This is a genomic window from Psychrobacillus sp. FJAT-21963 (assembly GCF_001420585.1).
GTDB lineage: Bacteria > Bacillota > Bacilli > Bacillales_A > Planococcaceae > Psychrobacillus.
In genome coordinates this window covers 88186-105524 of the sequence record NZ_LJIY01000016.1, presented here as the reverse complement: position 1 = coordinate 105524, position 17339 = coordinate 88186, and the positions used below count along the sequence as shown (strand labels likewise).

18 protein-coding genes and 1 riboswitch are annotated in these 17339 nt (G+C 35.9%); of the genes, 7 read left to right on the top strand and 11 right to left on the bottom strand.

The features are described 5' to 3' along the window. Nucleotides 1–136: 136 nt before the first annotated feature. Together motB and motA are read right to left on the bottom strand one after the other, a co-directional pair. Nucleotides 137–904, bottom strand: a complete 768-nt coding sequence (gene motB / locus AN959_RS19555) for a flagellar motor protein MotB (RefSeq protein WP_056833243.1) — start codon at nt 902–904, stop codon at nt 137–139. Then, nucleotides 888–1691 carry a flagellar motor stator protein MotA gene (gene motA, locus AN959_RS19550; RefSeq protein WP_053592001.1) on the bottom strand — a complete coding sequence of 268 codons (804 nt, stop codon included), beginning with the start codon at nt 1689–1691 and terminating at the stop codon, nt 888–890. Before motA ends, motB begins: the two co-directional genes overlap by 17 nt. A 191-nt stretch (nt 1692–1882) precedes the next feature. Here motA and AN959_RS19545 point away from each other — a divergent pair, with 191 nt between their 5' ends. The 4 genes from AN959_RS19545 (at nt 1883) to AN959_RS19535 (ending at nt 5448) form a co-directional block, all read left to right on the top strand. Continuing rightward, complete coding sequence (locus tag AN959_RS19545; protein ID WP_056833241.1) at nt 1883–3115, top strand: aminopeptidase; 1233 nt, start codon at nt 1883–1885, stop codon at nt 3113–3115. 91 nt (nt 3116–3206) lie between these two features. Then, entirely contained in the window at nt 3207–3341 is a 135-nt protein-coding gene (locus AN959_RS21930) for a hypothetical protein (RefSeq protein ID WP_256363939.1), read from the top strand. 267 nt (nt 3342–3608) lie between these two features. Continuing rightward, nucleotides 3609–4616: a rod-share determining protein MreBH gene (gene mreBH, locus AN959_RS19540; protein WP_053591999.1), complete on the top strand. Its 1008-nt coding sequence runs from the start codon at nt 3609–3611 to the stop codon at nt 4614–4616. Nucleotides 4617–4878: 262 nt separating this feature from the next. Next, nucleotides 4879–5448 carry a carbonic anhydrase gene (locus AN959_RS19535; protein ID WP_056833239.1) on the top strand — a complete coding sequence of 190 codons (570 nt, stop codon included), beginning with the start codon at nt 4879–4881 and terminating at the stop codon, nt 5446–5448. A 99-nt stretch (nt 5449–5547) separates the two neighbouring features. On the opposite strand, the gene AN959_RS19530 is transcribed toward AN959_RS19535, so the two are convergent. Beyond that, complete coding sequence (locus AN959_RS19530; RefSeq protein ID WP_053591997.1) at nt 5548–6093, bottom strand: GNAT family N-acetyltransferase; 546 nt, start codon at nt 6091–6093, stop codon at nt 5548–5550. 6 nt (nt 6094–6099) lie between these two features. Continuing rightward, nucleotides 6100–7902, bottom strand: coding sequence for a M3 family oligoendopeptidase (locus tag AN959_RS19525; protein WP_056833237.1), 1803 nt, complete (start codon nt 7900–7902; stop codon nt 6100–6102). Nucleotides 7903–8054: 152 nt separating this feature from the next. Here AN959_RS19525 and AN959_RS19520 point away from each other — a divergent pair, with 152 nt between their 5' ends. After that, entirely contained in the window at nt 8055–8783 is a 729-nt protein-coding gene (locus tag AN959_RS19520) for a TspO/MBR family protein (RefSeq protein ID WP_053591995.1), read from the top strand. 30 nt (nt 8784–8813) lie between these two features. On the opposite strand, the gene map is transcribed toward AN959_RS19520, so the two are convergent. Further along, entirely contained in the window at nt 8814–9563 is a 750-nt protein-coding gene (gene map / locus AN959_RS19515; RefSeq protein WP_056833235.1) for a type I methionyl aminopeptidase, read from the bottom strand. 170 nt (nt 9564–9733) lie between these two features. Then, a complete protein-coding gene (thiT, locus tag AN959_RS19510) occupies nt 9734–10315 on the bottom strand; it encodes an energy-coupled thiamine transporter ThiT (protein WP_056833233.1) in 582 nt (193 codons plus the stop codon). 62 nt (nt 10316–10377) lie between these two features. Further along, nucleotides 10378–10469: riboswitch (TPP riboswitch) on the bottom strand. Between the two features lie 391 nt (nt 10470–10860). Here thiT and AN959_RS19505 point away from each other — a divergent pair. Together AN959_RS19505 and AN959_RS19500 are read left to right on the top strand one after the other, a co-directional pair. Then, nucleotides 10861–11928, top strand: coding sequence for a M20 family metallopeptidase (locus tag AN959_RS19505; protein ID WP_056833231.1), 1068 nt, complete (start codon nt 10861–10863; stop codon nt 11926–11928). A 57-nt stretch (nt 11929–11985) separates the two neighbouring features. Continuing rightward, nucleotides 11986–12321 carry a DUF4870 domain-containing protein gene (locus AN959_RS19500; RefSeq protein WP_056833229.1) on the top strand — a complete coding sequence of 112 codons (336 nt, stop codon included), beginning with the start codon at nt 11986–11988 and terminating at the stop codon, nt 12319–12321. 766 nt (nt 12322–13087) lie between these two features. Here the strand turns inward: AN959_RS19500 and AN959_RS19495 are convergent. From AN959_RS19495 to AN959_RS19480, 5 genes are all read right to left on the bottom strand, one after another. Continuing rightward, entirely contained in the window at nt 13088–13957 is an 870-nt protein-coding gene (locus AN959_RS19495) for an SGNH/GDSL hydrolase family protein (protein WP_082461111.1), read from the bottom strand. Between the two features lie 13 nt (nt 13958–13970). Beyond that, nucleotides 13971–15200 carry an aminopeptidase gene (locus AN959_RS19490; RefSeq protein WP_056833227.1) on the bottom strand — a complete coding sequence of 410 codons (1230 nt, stop codon included), beginning with the start codon at nt 15198–15200 and terminating at the stop codon, nt 13971–13973. 3 nt (nt 15201–15203) lie between these two features. Continuing rightward, nucleotides 15204–16355, bottom strand: coding sequence for a DEAD/DEAH box helicase (locus AN959_RS19485; protein ID WP_056833225.1), 1152 nt, complete (start codon nt 16353–16355; stop codon nt 15204–15206). A gap of 148 nt (nt 16356–16503) precedes the next feature. Next, nucleotides 16504–16659: a Fur-regulated basic protein FbpA gene (locus tag AN959_RS20845; RefSeq protein ID WP_231687507.1), complete on the bottom strand. Its 156-nt coding sequence runs from the start codon at nt 16657–16659 to the stop codon at nt 16504–16506. Nucleotides 16660–16723: 64 nt separating this feature from the next. Continuing rightward, on the bottom strand, nt 16724–17296 hold the full coding sequence (locus AN959_RS19480) for a VanZ family protein (protein ID WP_056833223.1): 573 nt from the start codon (nt 17294–17296) through the stop codon (nt 16724–16726). Nucleotides 17297–17339 lie beyond the last annotated feature (43 nt).

Genomic DNA, 17339 nt, shown 5'->3' with positions numbered 1-17339 from the left:
ATACAAACTTTTGTTTTAATTATAAACTTTTGTTTGAAAAAGTCAAAACAAAAACTGACAACTTTATAAAAAAGTTGTCAGCATTGATTAGTCAGATTAACATTCCAAGATGTCACTTCAGGCTTTTCGACCGATATTATTTTGGTTCGTCGTTTAAAGTTCCATCTTCCAATACGCGTGGTTGAATTAAAACTTCTACACGTCTATTTTTTGCCCGACCTTCAGCAGTATCATTTTTTGCTACTGGTTTAAATTCACCATACCCCTTTGCACTAAAATAAAGGGGATCAATTGTATTATTATTTACTAAAATCTTTAAAAAATTCACTGAACGCATAACACTTAGTTCCCAGTTAGAAGAAAATTCACTACTGGAAATTGGAACATTATCCGTATGTCCTGTTATGACAACATGTCGAGGGGGATCAAACACTAATAGATCGGATATATCTTCAGCAATTTGGCGATACTGTGGATTTACTTCCGCTTCACCTGTATCAAACAAAATACTATCTCGAATTGTTACTAATAGGCCTTCATCCGTTAATTGTGTAGCGAATTGCTTTTCTAATGCATTCACAGCAATATATTCATCTACACTATCTTGAATCTCTGACAATGCTTGTTGGTCCTCAATGTAAGCCGAACTCTGCTCATTACCATTTGTTTTATTTGGTGTAACCGGTACGTCTAAAGGAGAAGGATTTTCCATTAATCCTACTCCGCCATCAAACACTTGACTAAAAACTTGGGACATCTGCTCCAGTTTTTCCTGATCCACTGTACTAGATGCAAATAAAACGATAAACAAAGCTAACAATAAAGTTAAGATATCCGCATAAGGAAGAAGCCATGATTCACTCATTTCCTCTTCTTCTTTATGTTTCTTATGCTTCTTTGCCAAGGCCAGCCTCCCCGCTTTCATTTAAAACTTTTTTTCGCTCCGACATAGAAAGATATGAAGCTAGCTTTTGTTCGATAACTCGTGGAGAATCTCCTTCTAATACAGAAAGAATACCTTCTAACATCATTGTTTTTTGACGTATTTCTTGCTTAGATTTACGTTTTAATTTATTTGCAAATGGATGCCAAAGAACATACCCAGTAAAAATCCCTAGCAAGGTTGCTATAAAAGCGGCAGAAATGGCGTGCCCTAGTTTTTCTATATCGTTCAAATCACCCAAAGCAGCTATTAATCCAACTACGGCTCCTAGAACCCCTAAAGTAGGTGCATAAGTACCAGCCTGTGAGAAAATATGTGCTCCACCTGCATGTCTTTCTTCCAATGCATCTATCTCTTCCGTTAATACATCACGTATATAATCTGCATTCTGACCATCAATCGCAAGTGTCAAACCATTTTTTAAAAATGGATCTTCTACTTCCGTTGTCTTACTTTCTAATGCAAGCAATCCTTCTCTTCGTGCTAAATCAGCCCAGCTAGAGAACATTTTAATAACCTCATAATCAGGCAATAACTTAGTCTCTTTAAATATAACTCCAAAAAGCTTTGGAACGCGTTTTAACTCATTCATCGGGAAACCTATAACAATTGTAGCGATTGTTCCAAAAATGATAATTAAAATAGCTGCAGGATTAAAAAGAGCAACTAATGGAACCCCTTTTAAAACTATCCCAACTAATAAAGCAACAAATCCTAGTACAAGACCAATTACGGTAGACTTATCCATTCATTTACCCCCACATTCTATATCTGTCATTTATTTCGGCAAATTTATATATTTTTTAATATTAAACTTCCTTTTGCATAATATAATTTCATAAAATATGTACTATCTATGTCTTTTAGCCTGGAATATTTTGTGTTCATACGTCATAAAAACTGATATTATGAAATTAAATACAGAAAGGAAGTCGAAATATGTCATCTTTTAATGAAAACTTAAATAAGTACGCTGCTTTGGCTGTAGAAGTTGGAGTTAATATTCAACCAGGTCAAAATTTATTTATCGCTGCATCAATTGATAGCGTAGAACTCGTTCGATTAATTACGAAAAAAGCATATGAAATTGGCGCTAACCAAGTTTTTGTAGATTTTTCAGACGATGAAATTACACGCTTACGTTATGATTTAGCTCCTAAAGATTCATTTGACATCTTCCCATCATGGAAAGCACAAGAAAAAGAATTATTAGCTGAACAAGGTGCTGCTTTCATGAGCATTATAAGTCAAAGTCCAGATCTTTTAAAAGGAGTGGACACAAATAAAATTGCGGCATTCCAAAAAGCGGCAGGTACTGCATTAAGCAAGTATCGTCAATACACACAATCTGATAAAGTAAGCTGGACAGTTATCGCTTCACCTTCTAAGGCTTGGGCAAGTAAGGTGTTCCCAGAGGTTGCCGAAGAAAAACAAGTTTCTGCTTTATGGGATGCAATTTTTAAAGCGGTACGTGCAGATTTAGAGAATCCAGTGGAAGCTTGGAAAGAGCATGACGAATTACTTCATACTAAAGTAGATTACTTAAATGATAAGAACTATAAAAAACTACACTATACAGCACCAGGGACAGATTTAACGATCGAGCTTCCAAAAGGTCATCTATGGTGTGGAGCTAGTAGTGTAAATGAAAAAGGAAACGATTTCATGGCAAATATGCCTACAGAAGAAGTTTTCACAGTTCCTTTAAAAACTGGAGTAGACGGGTACGTAGCTAGTACAAAACCTTTAAGTTACGGAGGAAATATCATTGATAATTTCACAGTAACATTTGAAAAAGGTCGTATTGTGAAAGTGGAAGCTGAACAAGGTCAAACTGTGTTAGAGAATCTTGTTGCGACAGACGAAGGCTCTCACTATTTAGGAGAAGTAGCGTTAGTCCCACATGATTCACCTATTTCTAATTCAAACTTATTATTCTATAACACGTTATTTGACGAAAATGCTTCTAACCACTTAGCAATCGGAAGTGCATATGCATTTTGCATAGAGGGTGGTAAGAAAATGAGTCGAGAAGAACTTGCACAAAACGGACTGAATGAAAGTATTACTCATGTAGACTTCATGATTGGATCAGAAAAAATGAATATCGACGGAATCAAAGAAGATGGAACGATTGAACCAATCTTCCGCAATGGAAATTGGGCTTTTTAATCTACCTAACTAGATTTCTATAATATTCTACTTACTTTTTATACTATTATAAGTTATAATGATAATATCATGACTAGTGAGGTGTTTAATAATGGGCTTATTCACAGTTACAGTTCTTGGAGTTGCTGGTGGTATAGGAGTAGTAGGCTACGTAATTCTTAGCTACTTTGCAAAAGCAATGAACTCACATGATTCAATTACAGTTGATCCAAAACCTTCAAAATAATTCAAACAACCGCAATTATATTGCGGTTGTTTTTTTATGGGTGAATAGTTTAAAGTTGATACTATTTCTCTTTTTCTTTTCATTTTCAATACAACTTTATGTCAAATCAATGACCAACAAGGTCTATCTATTTATTTTAAACAAAACTAACAGGATAAACGCACTATTATCTTTTGAAACAATTGTAAACTTCCAAAAAGTAACAAATGGCAATCCCTCCTTTATCCTTTATACTATATAAGTATGATTGAATGGGAGGTTTAATATATGTTTTCAAATACTCATATTGGAATAGATTTAGGAACAGCAAATACATTAGTATATACAAAAAGCAAAGGCTTACTTTTAAATGAACCGACTGTTGTCGCAATAAACACTAAAACAAAAGAAATTATCGCATTTGGTGAGAAAGCAAAACAAATGATCGGTAAAACACCAGCTTCTATTGAAGTTATTCGACCTTTAAAAGATGGTGTCATTGCGGATTTTGATGTTACGACAGAATTATTAAAACTGATAATGCAAAAAGCAGGCAAGAAGCTAGGCACTGCTTTAAGAAAACCGACTGTTATTGTTTGTACCCCCTCTGGTGCTACATCCGTTGAACGCAGAGCAATTCAAGATGCGGTTAGACAAAGTGGAGCAAAAGAGGTCCAACTGATGGAAGAGCCGGTAGCTGCAGCAATTGGTGCAGGACTTCCTGTAAATGAACCAGTTGCAAGCATGGTGGTTGATATTGGTGGTGGTACTACAGAGGTTGGAATTATCTCATTTGGTGGAGTTGTTGCTTCCAACACTGTAAAAGCTGCTGGAGATAAAATGGATGAAGCTATTATCAATTTTATTCGTAAAGAATATAATATTTTAATTGGAGAACCAACTGCTGAAGAAATTAAGAAAACAATCGGACATGCATTGGTGCCACATTCTGTAGAACAAATGGATGTAAGAGGAAGAGATGTTGTTACAGGCTTACCAAAAACAATACATCTTTCATCTACACAGATTCAGGGAGTTTTAGCAGAATCACTTGAAACTATTTTAGAAACTATTAGGGCTACATTAGAAATTTGTCCTCCTGAGTTGGCTGGTGATATAGTAGATCATGGCGTTGTATTAACAGGTGGAGGCGCTCTATTAAAAGATATGAAAGAGTGGCTTTCAACAGTTATTGAAGTACCTGTTCATATTGCCCCTGAACCTCTACAATCAGTAGCTATCGGTACAGGAAAATCATTTTTTATCTCTGAGAGAAAACAAAGAGTAGCAAAATAAAGAATTGGCGCTGTTAAACATACAAGTTGTCATTGACGAAAATTCGCTCGCTTTCCACAGAAGTCTCGCTAATTTTCACCACAATAAAAATGACAATCATATTAATAGTGCCAAATAATAAAAAATGCCACTCAAGTTCTCTCTCCTGAGTGGTTTTTTTCATGAAAATTTATTAATAGTTATTACACTAAAAAACATAATAGAGGAAATATCAATTACTTTCATATAAAATAATAATGTAGAAAATTGAAAGGGGAATTCCATGCCTAGTTTAAAAGAAATATTATCTTACAATGAATCCTTTGTACAAAATAAGTTGTATGAACCATTTTTAACGACAAAATTTCCAAATAAACGAATTGTAATATTAACATGTATGGACACAAGGCTCGTAGAAATGCTCCCTAAATCCATGAACTTTAAAAACGGTGATGTTAAAATTGTAAAAAGTGCTGGCGCTGTTATAAACCATCCGTTTGGTGGCATCATGCGGAGTCTAATCGTAGCAGTTTATGAACTTCAAGCGGACGAAATATACGTTATTGGTCACTATGATTGCGGTATGAGTGCTATTCAAACAGATAAAATCATCGGCAAAATGACTACAAGAGGTATAGATCCAAAAATATTTGATGTATTGAAGAATTCCGGGGTAGAAGTAGAAAAATGGTTAGAAGGTTTTTCTGATGTTAAAGACAGTGTTTTACATAGCGTCGATATGATTAGAAATCACCCACTAATGCTAGGTAGCGTACCTGTTCATGGGCTCATCATTGATCCTAATACTGGTAGATTAGATTTAGTGAAAGATGGCAATCTCGACGTAAAATAGAATATTTCCCGGGAAATCGACAAATCTGGTTATCCATCAATTGATGAATAACCAGCTTTTCGTTTTGGAAAGAATTTTTTTATAAATACTCTTACCCTTTCAGAAGTCCTCACTAATGCATGCATAAATATAATGATCTTCCCACTTACCATTAATATAGAGAAGACTTCGAAGTAATCCTTCTCGATGAAATGCATTGTTCTCCAAGACTTTAATTGACCCAAGATTTCTAGGTGATACATAAGCTTCTATACGATTCAAATGAGCATGTTCAAACCCAAACAATTTAACAAGGTGTACAGCTTCCGATGCAATACCTTTACCCGTTAAATTTTCGTCTATTGAATAGCCGATTAGTCCACTAGAAAAAGGCATTCTTTTTAAGCTATACAATGAAATACTACCTATCATCCGATCGGTATCATGTTGAAATACCCCAAAGCTGAATTCTCTTTTTTCGTTCATTAATAATAGCGACTCTCGAATTTTCTCTCTTTGCACAGAGGTTGTATAATAATCATCTCGATGCAATGGTTCATATACAGCCCAATATTTTTTGTTTCTATAAACAAGATCTGCAAGATTGGGTGCGTCCTTTACATTTAATGTCCGTAAATAACATCTGTCACCTTCTAAATAGATCAAACATCGTCACCCTTTTGCATTAGTTAATTGAATGAACTCGTTTACATCTTGAATGCAAAGATTAATCCCTTTAATCCAAAATTCCTCTTCAGTAATATCTTCACCAAGATGCTTCATCGCTAAATCCTCTACTGACATTACGGCAGTATCTTGAAGAAGTGCAATATATTTTTCTTCAAAATTTGCACCTTCGTTAATTGCTTTCGCATATATACTTAATGAAAATAAATAACCAAATGTGTATGGGAAGTTATAAAAAGGTACCCCTGTAATATAAAAATGCAATTTAGAAGCCCAGAAATGAGGATGTGTTGTTTCTAGTGCCTCACCGTATGCTTCTTTTTGAGCAATTTCCATCAACTCATTTAATCTTGTAGCTGAAACGATTCCATTTTTACGTTCCTCATAAAATCTTGTTTCAAATAAGAAGCGAGCATGAATATTCATAAAGAAAGCAACACTTCTTTGGATTTTATCCTCTAGTAAAGCAATCTTTTCATCGTTCGTTTTTGCTTCTTTTACCGCTGCGTCTGCTACAATCATTTCCGCAAACGTAGATGCCGTTTCTGCTACCCCCATTGCGTACTGGCGATTCATCCAATGTACTGGTCTTAAAGCATATGAATGAAAAGCATGTCCCAATTCATGTGCAAGTGTAGAAACATTGGACATAGTTCCACTGTACGTCATGAAAATACGGGATTCTTCTGAAACCGGCATTCCTGTACAAAACCCGCCTGGACGCTTATTTGGACGGTCTTCTGCTTCAATCCACCCTTTTTCAAAGGCATTTCTTGAAAAGGATTCTAATTTTGGTCCAAACTCTTTAAAATGCTTTAATATAAATTCTGCACCTTGTTGGTAATCCATTTTCTCGGTTGAAGCACTTACCGGTGCATCCAAATCATACCAATGCATACCTTCTTTTCCTAGCATTGTCGATTTTACATTTAAATATTCGACGAAAGGAGCTTTATTTTTGGAAATAGCACCCCACATCGCATCTAATGTCTCCTGCTTCATACGATTTATCTCAAGTGGTTCTTGTAGGACAGATTCCCAGCCTCTTTTTTCATAAATAGATAAACGGAAACCTGCTAAATGATTTAAAGTTTTAGCAAAAAATTCTTCTTTCTCTGTCCAAGCTGCTTCTAATACTTCAAATGCTTCTTTACGTGTAGTAGCATCTTCGTGAGAGCTTAAGTTATTAGCTTGACCTACTGAAAGTTCTTTTTCTACTCCATCCACTTTAACTTTTACTCTAATATCCCCTACCAACAAATCATATAGCTGCCCCCATGCATGGTAGCCATCTACACCAAGGGCTGTAATCATAGACTCTTCTTTTTCAGAAAGCATTCTCTTTGCTTCTTCTCTCCACTCATTTAGAACAAAAGAAAATTCGAGTAATTCATCTGTTTTTATTAATTCTGCCCATACCTCATCTGGTGTCTTGCTAATCGTTTGTTGTATGCCTAACAGCAAGGAAGAAAACTTTGCATAAATACTTCCTATCTCTCCTTCCAAAAGAGAAGCTTTTTTATCTGTAGTGTCTTGTGCTTGAAAGCAACCAATAACTGCTCCAGCTTGAGATAAGTTAGTCGCAATGTCCTTTAATTCATCAATGATACTAACGATTTTACTTGCTTCCTGAACTGATGTCGGAGTGGTAAAACTTTCTAATCTTTCTCCAAAAACCTTTAATTTTTCTTTCACTTGATCTAAATGGTTTCGTAACTCTTTAGATTCACTTCCACCTTCAAAGAACACATCTAAATCCCATGTAATTGGATATACTACTTCTCTCATTATTTTTCCCCCTTAAAAATTCATACTAGTTCGAATTATATTATATCATGATTTTTATGTTCCGTTTATTCTGTATTTGCCATGAAACATTCACAAATCAATTTGTCGCAATAAAATTTCAAAGGTATACTATAATAATAGGAGGGATGCGTATGATTAAAATAATCATTTTGATTATAAGCTTGTTCTCTACCATCTTGGTAAATTTACTCGCAAATACTCTACCGATTAATCATCATACAACCGGAGAAATTTCAAATAGACTACCTTCATTATTTACTCCCGCAAGCTACGTATTTCTCATATGGATCCCCATATATTTATTACTAGCATATTGGATTTGGAATAATGTTAAAGAATTTAAAAATGGAGAGTCCATATCCACGATAAGAGTTATATTATTTGTTTGTAGCTCCATTTTAAATATTCTTTGGATTTTCTTGTGGCATTATGAGTTATTTTTATTATCGCTTATAGATATATTTGCTTTATTAGGAGTCTTGTTTTTATTTTATAAAACGTATTCTTCTGAAGAGCAATTATGGATAAAGCGGCTCCCTATTTCTATCTATTTAGGATGGATATTCGTCGCTACATTTGCAAATATCGACTACTATCTTACTTATGTAGAATTTGGTGGTTGGGGCATGACGAAATCACTCTGGGCTGTTATTTTCCTAACAATTGCTACAGCAATTGCTTTACATTTTCGCTACCATTATAATGACCCGACAATCGTGTTAGTCTTTATTTGGGCGTTTTTAGGGATTGCCTGTCGACATATGTTAGATGAATTATTAATAACTGCCGCATCCATTTTTTTAAGCTGTGTACTTATAGTAGGAATATTATTTATAAAAAAAATGCCTCAGAAATCATAATTTCCGAGGCATTTTACTATTTAATTTTTCTTAATCTAATTTTGTTAATAAAAGCGGGCCCTCTTTTGTTACGACAATCGTATGCTCAATTTGGGCAACTAACGATTTGTCTGGTGTCACGAATGTCCAACCATCTCCCGATTCTACTATATGTTCAGCTTTTTGAGAAATAAATGGCTCTACTGCTAGCACCATACCTTCTTTTAAAATTGTCGGATCCCAAGCATCATAATAATTGAGCACGTGCTGCGGAGCTTCATGAAGTGATTTACCAATTCCATGACCAGTAAGGTTCATAATGACGTGCAAACCATTTTCTTTTGCTTCTCTTTCAACCGCTTTTCCAATTTGATTCAATTTAGAACCGACTTTTACTTTTAACATTGCCCGGTTAAATGCGCTTTCTGCCACTGCACATAACTTTTCTTTCTCCTCATAACCTTCACCAACAACAAAGGAAATACCTGTGTCAGCAAAATAACCATCACATGAGCCTGATACGTCAATATTGACAATATCACCATCTTTAATGATACGGGAACCTGGAATACCGTGAGCAACCTCTTCATTAACACTTATACAAGTGTATCCTGGGAAATCATACTCACCCATTGGACCTGAAATTGCTCCGTGCTCATTGAAGAGCTTACCACCAATTTCATCCAGTTCCTTTGTTGTAATACCTGGCTTCGTTGCAGCTCTCATTGCATCCCGAATTTCAGCAACAATACGACCTATTTTTTTTAAAGCTTCTAATTCTTCATTTGTTTGTACAATCATCTTTATAAGATCCCTTCTCATATCTAATGCGCCCCGGAGTATTTGCGTCTAGATATTATATCATGACGAACGATTAAGTCCCTATCCAAAAATCTGTGACGTCCACCGAAGGCTTAACCTGTATTAGCATATTCTAAAACTGGTTAAACTGTACAACAATCATATCATATTTATGCTTTATTCGGCAGTATAAGGCGAGGAGCCTTAAGGAATAGTATCATACAAACGAATGCTGCTAGTAAAAATACTGGAATCATATAAGTAGAATTATAGATTAATGAATAAAGGATAACGTTTTGATCGCCAGCAAATTCACCAAAAAACAGAATACCAGAAGTCACATGTGCAAGATAGCGAAGAAATGCTGCAATAAAAGCTCCAATAATTACCGCAGTAGCCATTTTCATTTTATCTTTGTTTTCATATGCCTTTAAAAAGGCAGGTCTTAGTAATCCTGCAAATCCTGCTACCATGAAAGCAATAAAATAATCAATTCCCACTTGTAGAATGACAACTTCCAATGATAATGGTGCTGCATAAAAACGGCCTGTTACAACTTGCAGCATACCGATTAAAAATCCTGTTATAAGGCCCGCGACTATCCCGCGACGAAATGCTATTAAAATTACAGGAACAAGCACAAATGTGACTGTACCACCTTGTGGCATACCAAATCCTATAATATCCAAAATATATCCAAGAGCCGCAAAAATTGCGATTTCCACTAACAATATAACGCGTTGATTTTTCATAGTAATCTCCTTTTTCGACCACAAAAAAACGACGTCGGGATAGACCCAGACATCGCGCGATTGTCAGTTTCCATCCACATCCCTACGCAAGCATGAACTTACAGGTTCGAAGGGTACTATCTCAGCCGCATAAGCGACGCCCCTTGTGGTGATAAATTATTTAGTTCGAGTTCATTGTAGCCCAATGAAATAAGTTATGCAACCCCCCACTGTACATTGTGAGGGCACTGAAAAAGTCCTCCATGAGATTTTATAACAATATGTGAACGACAAGTTGTTCAAATACTCGTTTTTATTTTGGATCCGTTAGTTTACGTTCCAGGCGGACGCGTTCCGCCGGCATGGCTTCAGCCGCTTCCTTCACAACGCTCAGTCCGCAGCGCAGCGAGGAGGCTAAGGCAACGCCCGCGGAAAGGGATCCGTTTCAACGATTTTCTTATTTATCGGACGACATTATTTAGTAAATTTAAATTCTATGGACTTTTTCAGTGCCCGTGTTCATTGTTATACTTATAAAAATATAATATGAAAATGGAGGTAAGTACATGATAGATTTATTGAAAGACTTAATTCGTATAAAAAGTGATGATGTGGATGGAGCAAATGAAGCACTTTTATTTTGTCAAAATTGGCTGGAAGAAAAGGGAATTGGTACAACTTTACATAAAAAAAATTCAAAGCTTATGCTTGTATCAGAAATCGGCGTTGGAAAGGAATGCATCATTTGGAATGGCCATGTTGATGTGGTTCCTGGCAACAAAGAGCAGTTTAATCCTTTTATAGAAGGTGACAAATTATTTGGTCGTGGCTCTGCAGACATGAAAGCGGGAGTTGCTGCTATGATGCAAGCATTCTATGAACTTTCAAAAGCGTCAGATCAACTAACGAAGAGAGTCCAACTACATATTGTTACCGATGAGGAAACAAATGGAGAAACGTCCGAGTATTTAGTTGAACAAGGATATCATGGTGATTTCGTTATTTGCGGAGAACCAACTCACCTTCATATTGGCCTCCAAGCAAAAGGAATTGTCCAAATGGATATTAAAATGAAAGGCAAATCCAGTCATGGCAGTCGTCCTTGGGAAGGTATAAATGCAATAGAAGAAGCAATTGCTTTAGATAAAGAAATTCGACAACTCTCTTTTTTAACTGCTAGTAATAAATTTTATGATTATCCTTCTTTAAACTTGGCTAAAATACATGCAGGTGAAAGATACAATATCGTTCCAGATGAGTGTATCATAAGCTACGATATTCGCTATGTGCCTGGACAAGACCCTGCAGAGATAATTCAAGAAATAACAGATGTTGCGCACAAACATTTCCCTGGAAATGAAGTGCTCATTTATGCCTCTGAGCCAGCGGTCACAACTAACGACAATAATCCCTATATTATTCAGCTACAATCCGAAACTACTATAAAAACAGGACGAGATACTAACTTATTTGGACAACACGGATCAGCGGATACCCGTTTCTATGTAAAAAATGGAGCAGGAGCTGTAGAGTTTGGTCCGTCAGGAGCGGATTGGCATGGAGAAAAAGAGTATGTCTCTATTTCATCCGTAGAAACATATAAAGATATTTTAGTCTCCTTTGCCAAAAGTTGAAACTAATTATGTAAAGAGACGTATATTAGATATCTAATCGGAAAGGAGTGTATTCAAATGGAAAACAACCGAATTTTATCTGCACTGTCTTATTTTAGTGTATTGTTTGCGCCTTTTATACTTCCGATTATTGTATTTTTTGTTTCTCAGGATACCGAAGTGAAACATCATGCGAAACGTTCGCTAATTTCTCATCTGATACCCTTTGGATTTATGATTATATTGTTTATAGCTCTATTCTCAAGCTTTTTTTCAGTATTTATGAATGCAGCTGTTAATGAGCAATCGCTTTTTATGGCATCAGCACCTTTTTTATTCATATTATTGTACTTAGTCAGTTATATTATTATCCTTGTATGGAATATTATCCAAGGTGTAAAGGTACTAAGATAATGTTTATACTACCGTTAAGACGGGAAAAGAATTAGTACTAATTAAACTTGGGAGCGATACTAATGAATATAAAAACCATAGCAAAAACTGCAATAAAATGGGCACCTGTAGTCTATCCGATTATTCGTAAATTAATGAAATCAAAAAAGACGATAAAATAAAAAATCTGCTCCCACATAAATTTAATGGGAGCAGATTTTTTAATTTTTGCTCATGCAAGCCGCATGACGTGGAGGGCATTGAAAAACTCTTCAAGGTTCTCTTAGCTAGTATGGGCACCGTGATTTCCGTTCGAGGCGGACGCTTTCCGCCGGCATGGCTTCAGTCGCTTCCCTCACTTCGCTCAGTCCAGGGTCTTCAGCTCACGCTATTCCGGCTGGAGTCGCCGCCTTCCACTCCAATCAACTATTATCCGCTTTATAATTAGAAATCCATTATGACATTAATAGTACAAGTTTTTATTACTTAAATCTTTTCAATTAGTATTTATAGAAAATCGTTGAAAAAGGCGACACTCCTGCGGGAATAGCGTTAGCCGCAGACCCCGCAGTTGAGGGGAAGGCAATCTAAGTTCGCCGCATCCTGCTCCTGCGCAAAGCTCGTCGCAAAAGAACTTTTGCGGCAACGATTGCATGACCAACATCGTGTTGGCCTAGGATGCTAAGGCAACGCCCCGCGGAAAGGGAGCCGTTTCAACGATTTTCTTATTTATCGGACGACATTAGCTCACACAAAAAGTAAGACAGTTTTTAACAAAACCCTAATATTATATCAATGGCCTTAATTCCGTAAGTGACAAATAACGATCAAGACCCTCTACTCTTGAAACGGGAGTCTCTGCTTTTTCCTTTTGACTATTAAGGATTTGTTCAAAAGTTAAAGGATTTGGAGCAGGCAATTCCTTTGGATTTACTTGTAAATTCGCATTGTACTTTTTGAAAAAAGCATTAGCCATCAGACGGTATCCTTCCATTGTAGGATGCACATCCGATACATTAGGTAGCAACTCTTTTTCTTTATTAGAAAAATCTTCCTCAACTGATACGTATGTTGCTCCATTGGCCTCCGCTTCCGTTTTTAATATGGAATGCAGTGCATTTAACTCTTTTCTTATACCTACTTTTTGTGTTTCTCGTAAATGAGGATAGGAAAAATAGTAACCCAACACATATATCTTTGCGTTTGGTGCAGTCACTTGAACTTCTTTCACAATTGCTTCCATATTTTTGCGTACCATATTTAAGGCATAATTTACTTGAATTTGCTTGTACGAAATTGAACCATTCGCTGCATTTAATTGCACAAGCCTTAGTAAATCATTTGCCCCTGCTGAAATGGTAACAATTGATGCATTTTTAAGTAATTCCTTTGCTTCATTTGTGCGAACTGTTTTTAACACATCAGCTGTTGTATATCCTGGAAATGCAAGTGCCTTCGAATAATAAGCAAGCTGATGAGATCTTTTCAACTCTTGTGCTATTAAATCTGTATAACCAGTATCTATTGATCTGTTCGGAGTTTGGCCAGCAGCTAGAGAATCTCCTAAAGCGATATATACTTCAGCACCATTTGCCTTTACAGAAAAAGACGTGAAAGGAACCACAAGGAGTAAGATTATAACTATCCACTTTTTCATCTAGATTTACTCCTTAAAAAGCCCAAGAACCTTTGCTGAAGATAGGCTCTATTGTACCATCTTCTAATTCTCCCATAATATCCATATCAGCAGAACCAATCATGAAGTCTTCATGAACAATGGAAGTATTGAGCCCTAAGTTTTCAAGCTCACTTGGAGATAATCCACGCGCACCTTCCACACATGTCGGGTAAGCTTCTCCAATAGCAAAATGATTCGAAGCATTTTCATCAAATAGGGTATTAAAAAATAAAACATTAGATGCAGAAATTGGAGATTCATGTGGAACTAGCGCAATTTCCCCTAAATATTTTGCACCCTCATCTGTTTGTGTTAATTCTTTTAAAAGCTCCTCACCAGTAGTTGCTTCAACCTTCGTAATAGCACCGTTTTCAAAAGTTAATGTAAAATTATCAATGACATTCCCTTTATATGCTAGCGGTTTAGTGTTTTTCACATAGCCATTAACTCCTGTTTTTAATGGAGCAGTATAAACTTCTTCCGTAGGCATATTAGCTATAAAAGGAACGGATTGAGCATTTTTACTAGCTCCTGACATCCAAATATGACCTTTTGGTAGTTCCACTTGGATATCTGTTCCCTCTGCTGTGTAATGTAATTTTTTATAACGCTTCGCATTTAATAGTGAAGCACGGCTTTCTAAATTTTCGATATGCTCTTTCCATTGTTGAACCGCTGTTCCTTCACCAATTCTTACTACTTGAAAAATTAAATCCCAAAGAGCCTGCATTTGCTCTTCGGCAGGTAATTCCGGAAATACCTTCGCTGCCCATTTTTCGGAAGGCATCGCAACAATTGACCAAGTAATGACATCATTCATCACTGCTTTTCTATAATTTTCAAGTGCTTTTCCGCTTGCTTTATGGAAGTTTGATATTTTTTCAACCGAAACACCTTCAAGTAAATCTGGATTTTCCGCATCGATCCATAATAAAGCACCTTTGTTTTCGATTAACTCATCTCGTTGCATAGCTGCCCATTTCGGATATTCGTGGAATGCTTCGTCTGGAGCCAAATCATAAAATGATCTTGTATTTGGTCCATCTGAATAATTTACATCTACTCGCTTTGCACCAGCTTCATACGCTTTTTTTACAACAAGTCTGGTAAATTCAATCGTTTCCGTAGTTGTATTAATAAGTAACTGTTGATTTTTTTGAATATTTAAACCTACTTTAACGATAAGCTCAGCGTATTCCTCTAATTTTTGTTGAAAATTCATTGTTTATTTCCCCTTTTTCTGTACTGTTTTCGATGAACCTTCTATTAACTCCCCTCGATACCATATTTTCTGAACTGGCTTGCTCGGAAGCTCCTTTGTCCATTTCTTATACGTTTTTTCATCCCCATAAGTTAATAAGGTCAATACTTCTCCATCATTTCCAGCACGTCCAGTACGGCCAGAACGATGCAAATATTGTTCTATAGAATGCGGAACATCAACATGAATTACATGTGTTAATCCAGAAATATCCAGACCTCTAGCAGCAACGTCAGTTGCTATAAGTATATTTACTTTACCATTTTTAAAGTCATCTAATGCTTTTTTTCTTTCCTCTTTTTTCATTTCTGAATGTAGAGAAATAATAGGAGCATCTCTATAAGAGAGCTTTGTATCCTTCATTAAAACTTGATCTAAACTATTTACAAAGGCTAGTCCCTTCATACCTTCTAAGTGAGAAAGCTTTCTTAATAATTCCGTTTTGTCTCGCACTTCCGTTTTGACAAAACTATGAATAACTTCACCCTTTGAAGGAATTTCCTCTGCTGTAACTTGAATGCGGACAGGATTATTCATGATTCTTTCTGCAACTAGTTCAATTTCTTCCGTAATTGTGGCAGATGTAACAACCAGTTGTCTTTCAACAGTTGCATCTATTAACCCCTTAACAGTCGTACGATTTTCTCGACTTAACAACTGGTCTCCTTCGTCTAGTACGATTGTTTTGATTTCATGCATCTTTAATTTTTTTAATTTCACAAGTTCTTGTAAACGTCCAGGTGTTCCAACTACAATTGTTGGCTTCTTTTTAAGTACATCGAGTTGTCTTTGAATATTTGCACCACCAATAAGTTGCGCTACAGTAATATCGGTACCTGCCACCCATTCACGAAATACTTCCACAATCTGCATGCCCAGTTCTTGAGAAGGCACAATGACCAATGCTTGTATGTGCTTCTTTGATGGATCCACCTTTTGCAATATAGGTAGCACATACGCTAATGTTTTTCCTGTTCCAGTTGGAGATTCTGCAACGATATCTGAACCATCAAGCATATGTGGTATTAATTTAGTTTGGATAGGCATTTCAGATACAAAATTAGCCTTTGCCCATTTTTCTTGTAATGTTTCATTTAAATTTTGTAAAAAAGTCAATTTGTTTTCCACCTCATCTGTGTTTGAGACAAGTGTACCACATTTTTCTTCTAGACAATTAGCTATAAATAGCAGAATTGGACGTTTTTCCGAGACCAGCGTCCGTAATAAGAACAGACGAAAAAAAGTGCCGATATTATCGGCACTTTTAGTTATCTTCTTCTGTTATATACTCTTTTGTTAGTTCATACAGATTCAGCTCATATAGTTGTCTTCCATCAATTTTAAATACGCCTTTATTCACTAGATCTTCAATCATATGCTCACGTTTTTCTTCAATTTTAGATTCTTTTGGTATCATCATTTTGTTACGCTCCTTGCATATTGTTTCCGTTATATTTTTACCCAGAAACTAATGATTTCAAACTTTATTCCTTTATTTTTTTAAATGCCAAAGTGACTGTTGGTAATTTCCTGTTGATGATTAAATAAAATAAATAACCAAGTAAGGCACCAAGTGTATTTAACCATAAATCATCTACATCACTACTTCTGTTTTGGGGAAGTTGCATTATTTCAATAAAAAGAGAGACCAATAAACCTATGACTACAGTGTAAGGGAAATCCTCCATTCTTCTAGAAAGAAGGGGAAGGAGAAAACCAATGGGCATGAAAAGAATAATATTCCCAAGAAAATTAATATAAAACGGCTGCCAGAATCCTAAATATTTTATAGCATTATAGGTTTCTTTTATAACCCGAAACAAATCTAAATTTACATTTGTTAGCGAGGGCTGCATCAATCCATACCTTGGAATAATGGTTTGTGAAAACAAACCAATGAGCACTAATACAAGTAGAAATATACCTAACTCGTGGAAACTTTCTTTTAGCTTAAGGCCTCTTTTTCTCCATCGACTAAAACGCCAAACAAAAACAAATGGAAGTGCTACACAGACGAAAAAAAGCATATCATCTAAATAATGAATTATTACGTTCATTTATTTCACTCCCAATACAAGATAGAACGAATTTAAGTCATTT

Bases quoted from the DNA above. Each gene is read 5' to 3' on its own strand.
- AN959_RS20845 (WP_231687507.1), bottom strand. From the start codon at position 16,659: ATGATGATACCAAAAGAATCTAAAATTGAAGAAAAACGTGAGCATATG.
- AN959_RS19545 (WP_056833241.1), top strand. From the start codon at position 1,883: ATGTCATCTTTTAATGAAAACTTAAATAAGTACGCTGCTTTGGCTGTA.
- AN959_RS19520 (WP_053591995.1), top strand. From the start codon at position 8,055: ATGATTAAAATAATCATTTTGATTATAAGCTTGTTCTCTACCATCTTG.
- motA (WP_053592001.1), bottom strand. From the start codon at position 1,691: ATGGATAAGTCTACCGTAATTGGTCTTGTACTAGGATTTGTTGCTTTA.
- AN959_RS19505 (WP_056833231.1), top strand. From the start codon at position 10,861: ATGATAGATTTATTGAAAGACTTAATTCGTATAAAAAGTGATGATGTG.
- AN959_RS19495 (WP_082461111.1), bottom strand. From the start codon at position 13,957: ATGAAAAAGTGGATAGTTATAATCTTACTCCTTGTGGTTCCTTTCACG.
- AN959_RS19535 (WP_056833239.1), top strand. From the start codon at position 4,879: ATGCCTAGTTTAAAAGAAATATTATCTTACAATGAATCCTTTGTACAA.
- map (WP_056833235.1), bottom strand. From the start codon at position 9,563: ATGATTGTACAAACAAATGAAGAATTAGAAGCTTTAAAAAAAATAGGT.
- AN959_RS19500 (WP_056833229.1), top strand. From the start codon at position 11,986: ATGGAAAACAACCGAATTTTATCTGCACTGTCTTATTTTAGTGTATTG.
- mreBH (WP_053591999.1), top strand. From the start codon at position 3,609: ATGTTTTCAAATACTCATATTGGAATAGATTTAGGAACAGCAAATACA.
- AN959_RS19525 (WP_056833237.1), bottom strand. From the start codon at position 7,902: ATGAGAGAAGTAGTATATCCAATTACATGGGATTTAGATGTGTTCTTT.
- thiT (WP_056833233.1), bottom strand. From the start codon at position 10,315: ATGAAAAATCAACGCGTTATATTGTTAGTGGAAATCGCAATTTTTGCG.
- AN959_RS19490 (WP_056833227.1), bottom strand. From the start codon at position 15,200: ATGAATTTTCAACAAAAATTAGAGGAATACGCTGAGCTTATCGTTAAA.
- AN959_RS21930 (WP_256363939.1), top strand. From the start codon at position 3,207: ATGGGCTTATTCACAGTTACAGTTCTTGGAGTTGCTGGTGGTATAGGA.
- AN959_RS19480 (WP_056833223.1), bottom strand. From the start codon at position 17,296: ATGAACGTAATAATTCATTATTTAGATGATATGCTTTTTTTCGTCTGT.